Source organism: Faecalibacterium tardum (assembly GCF_040096515.1).
In the GTDB taxonomy this organism is placed as follows: Bacteria; Bacillota; Clostridia; order Oscillospirales; family Ruminococcaceae; genus Faecalibacterium; species Faecalibacterium tardum.
On the sequence record NZ_JBBMEO010000067.1, the window covers coordinates 1 to 3,744 of the forward strand.

General features: G+C 60.3%; 3 protein-coding genes. 1 reads left to right on the forward strand and 2 read right to left on the reverse strand.

All coding sequences use genetic code 11. From position 1 onward, the window contains the following. Positions 1-121 precede the first annotated feature (121 nt). Complete coding sequence (gene asnS / locus WMO44_RS14465) at positions 122-1,510, reverse strand: asparagine--tRNA ligase (protein WP_055186667.1); 1,389 nt, start codon at positions 1,508-1,510, stop codon at positions 122-124. Between the two features lie 453 nt (positions 1,511-1,963). Between asnS and WMO44_RS14470 the strand changes: the two genes are divergently transcribed. Continuing rightward, positions 1,964-2,497 (forward strand): hypothetical protein, encoded by a 534-nt coding sequence (locus WMO44_RS14470; RefSeq protein WP_349152997.1) that lies wholly within the window; start codon positions 1,964-1,966, stop codon positions 2,495-2,497. Between the two features lie 3 nt (positions 2,498-2,500). On the opposite strand, the gene spoIIP is transcribed toward WMO44_RS14470, so the two are convergent. After that, complete coding sequence (gene spoIIP / locus WMO44_RS14475) at positions 2,501-3,625, reverse strand: stage II sporulation protein P (protein ID WP_349152998.1); 1,125 nt, start codon at positions 3,623-3,625, stop codon at positions 2,501-2,503. Positions 3,626-3,744: the final 119 nt, after the last annotated feature.

Sequence of the window (3,744 nt, forward strand, 5' to 3'; positions counted from 1 at the left end):
TCGATGACCCCGGCAAGACCTTCCTGGATCCCTACATGAAGTCCGGCCTGTACATTACGGAAATCGTAAAGCGCCTTGCCGCAAAGGCGGCGGCTTTCTTTGATTACAGTATGCGCGCTTCTCAGAAGCCGTATGCGGTGCGGGGGAAGGGCAGCACGTCACGGATGTTCTGGATACCGGTGAGGTACATGATCATGCGCTCAAAGCCCAGACCGTAGCCTGCGTGCTCCACGCCGCCGAACTTGCGCAGGTTCAGGTACCACTCGTAGTTGGTCTTGTCCATGCCCAGCTCGTCCATGCGGGCCACCAGCTTGCCGTAGTCCTCTTCACGCTGGCTGCCGCCGATCAGCTCGCCGATGCCGGGCACCAGCATATCTGCTGCGGCCACGGTCTTGCCGTCGGCGTTCTGCTTCATGTAGAAGCTCTTGATCTCCTTGGGGTAGTCGGTGACAAAGACCGGCTTTTTGTACACAACCTCGGTCAGGTAGCGCTCGTGCTCGGTCTGGATATCCACGCCCCACTCCACAGGGTACTGGAACTTCTTGTTGTTCTTTTTCAGGATCTCAATGGCCTCGGTGTAGCTGATGCGGGCGAACTCGCTGTTTGCCACCAGCTCCAGACGCTCGACAAGACCCTTGTCGATGAACTGGTTAAAGAAGGCCATCTCGTCCGGGCAGTTGTCCAGCACATAGCGGATGACGTACTTGATCATAGCCTCGGCGTTGTCCATGTAGCCGTTCAGGTCGCAGAAAGCCATCTCCGGCTCGATCATCCAGAACTCCGCAGCGTGGCGGGTGGTAAAGCTCTTCTCGGCGCGGAAGGTGGGGCCAAAGGTGTACACCTTGCCAAAGGCCATGGCCATGGCCTCGGCTTCCAGCTGGCCGGAAACGGTCAGGTTGACCGGCTTTTCAAAGAAGTCCTTGCTGTAATCCACAGCGCCGTCCTCGGTCTTGGGCAGATTGTCCAGATCCAGTGTGGTCACGCGGAACATCTCGCCTGCACCCTCGCAGTCGGAGGCGGTGATCAGCGGAGAGTGGGCGTAGACAAAGCCGTTCTCCTGAAAGAACTTGTGGATGGCGTAGGCTGCCACGCTGCGCACACGGAAAGCGGCGTTAAAGGTGTTGGTGCGGGGGCGCAGGGTGGGCATGGTGCGCAAATACTCCATGCTCATCTTCTTTTTCTGCAGGGGGTACTCGTCGGCGGGGCAGTCGCCCAGGATCTCCACGCTCTCGGCGTTCAGCTCAAAAGGCTGCTTTGCCTGCGGGGTGAGCACCAGCTTGCCCTTGATGCGCAGGCTGCTGTACAGACCGGTGTGGATGACTTCATCATAGTTTGCCAGCTTGCCGGCTTCCAGCACGACCTGCAGGGTCTTGAAGCAGCCGCCGTCCGACAGGGCGATGAAGCCGATGTTCTTGGAGTCGCGGATGTTCTTTGCCCAGCCGCAGACGGTGATCTCGGTGCCGTCTGCCGGGGTGTTCTTGAACAGCGAAAGGATCTCGGTACGTTCCATAGTAGTTCTCCTTTATAAACAAAAAAGACAGCTTTTGCCCTGAAAGTTCAGGGCGAACAAGCTGTCTTGTAATGTCCGCGGTGCCACCTGAATTACCGGAAGTGTCCGGTCGCTCACGCGCTCTTTGTTTAAGCGCTGTCCCTGTAACGCTGGACCTGCGGCGCACCTACTGAGCGGCAGACGCGCTGCCGTGTTCAGTTTGCTGCTCCCGGGTGTTCGTTCACGCGGCGCACGGGCGCGGCTCTCAGCTGTGCCGCACTCTCTGGGCCGGACGGCCCGCGCTACTTTTCCCGTTCCTTGCATTTGTTGTTTTAAAATAGCACGTTGGCGGCATTTTGTCAACCTTACGGTGCGGCATTGAATAAAATTCTGCGTTTTTTCTTGTCAGAACGCCTTTTCTCTGGTAAAATGGAAAAAAGCGGTATTCCGCAAAAACAGATTCTGGAGGAGATCATGAAACACACACACCATATCATCCGTCTGCTGACCCTTGCCGTGGTCAGCTGCGTACTGGCAGCCCTGCTGAGCGGCTGCACCAAGGAGGAATTTATTGCCGGGTACAACGAGTTTATGTTCGGCGACTGGTTCCCCACCTACGGAAGCACTTCCCAGTCCGGCACATCGTATGATCCCGACCACGTTTACGACCCGCCAAACCCCGAGTGCGATGCCAAGATCTCCTCTCTGCTGAGCCAGCTGTACTCGCTGGAGTCCTCGGCACGGTCTGCGGTGTCCTCCGCAATATCTGCCGCAAAGGATGAGTACCACTCTCTGCCCGCCGAAGAGCGGACCTTTGCCAATAAGGTCAGCATCGCCTACAAGCATCTCTCTTCGGTGGAGAGCACCTACGACAGTGCCGTCTCCTCGGTGGTCAGCGAGATGCGCCGCGTGCTGCGGGAGTATAACCAGCCCGAGACCGTGGCCGATCAGGCATGGAGTTACTATCAGTCTGCCAAGAGCAGCATGATCTCCAGCCTTGGCGGCTGACCCTCAACTTAATAGTGCATCCGCGAGGCCCTGTGCTGCCAGATATCCGGCGTACAGGGCCTCATTTAAGTTGTTGCCGTGCCCGCCGATCTCGATCAGCAGACTGCCGGTGGTCAGATCCTGATTATAAAACCGGTAGCTGAACAGCACCGGGCGGGTAAATCCGGGATATTTTTCCTCCATGCTGCGCTCCCACGCGGCGGCAAAACGAAGGTTCTGCCGCCATGCGGGCAGCTGCACGCTGGTGCCGTTGTCGCACCCGCAGATGATCATCACCTGCGCCGCCTGCCGCCCGTCTATGCTGCACACTGGGGCGCAGCGGGTGCCGTTTTCCCGCTCGATGGCGTCGCGGTGGACGTCCAGCACCACCTTGATGCTGGGGTACTGCGCCAGATACTGCTGCACCACCGCACGGCTGTTGGCATAGCTGCCGGTGTAGCTGGGGTAGTCGTTCAAAGTCTCGTCGTGCAGGGTGCAGATCCCCGCCGCGTTGAGGGTATCGGCCATTACCCGCCCCACCGCGCACATATTGATGCTGCGGTCGGTGCTGCGGGCCCCGTCCCCGGGGGCAAACCACAGCCCGGCAGAAAGGCGGTAGTCCTCGGTAGCGTGGGTGTGCATGATGAGCACCTGCGGCGCGGCGCTGTCCTTTTCAATGGCAAAGGGCAGGGGCTGCACCACCTCGGCGGCGATGTCTGCCGCCGTCTGCCGGGTGTTATTCTTGATGCTGCCCGCACCGCAGGGAATGTACTTTTCGCCGCTGCCCTGCCCGAACTGCTGCTCTGTCACCGTACCTGCATCGGCGGGGCGGGCTTCGTCCGGCTGCAGCGCCACAAAATACCGTTCCACCCCGGTCTGCACCGGAGCGGCAGTTTCTTGCTCCGGCGGCACGGACGCGGCCTCCGGCACGCTTTCCGCAGACGCTGCCGCCGCCCGGCTCTCCACCGCCTGCTGCCCCAGATGCAGCAAAGTCTGCGCGGCGGGCACCGGCGCTGCCAGAAAGGCCGCCAGCACCAGCGCAGCGCTGCGGGCAAAGATGCACAGCGCTGCAAACAGCACCGCAGCCTGCAAAAAGGGCACTGCCCTGCTCTGCCCCGCAGGCAGACGCCAAGGCTCTCTGCTGCGCATGGCAAGACCTCCTTTCCGACCAGTGGGACGATTTTAAACGCCTCGCGCTCCGCGGGGAACGTTTCTGCCTGCCTTCAGCGTGCAGGGACGCTCCGCTGGGCCAGAGGCAGGGAGGGGTG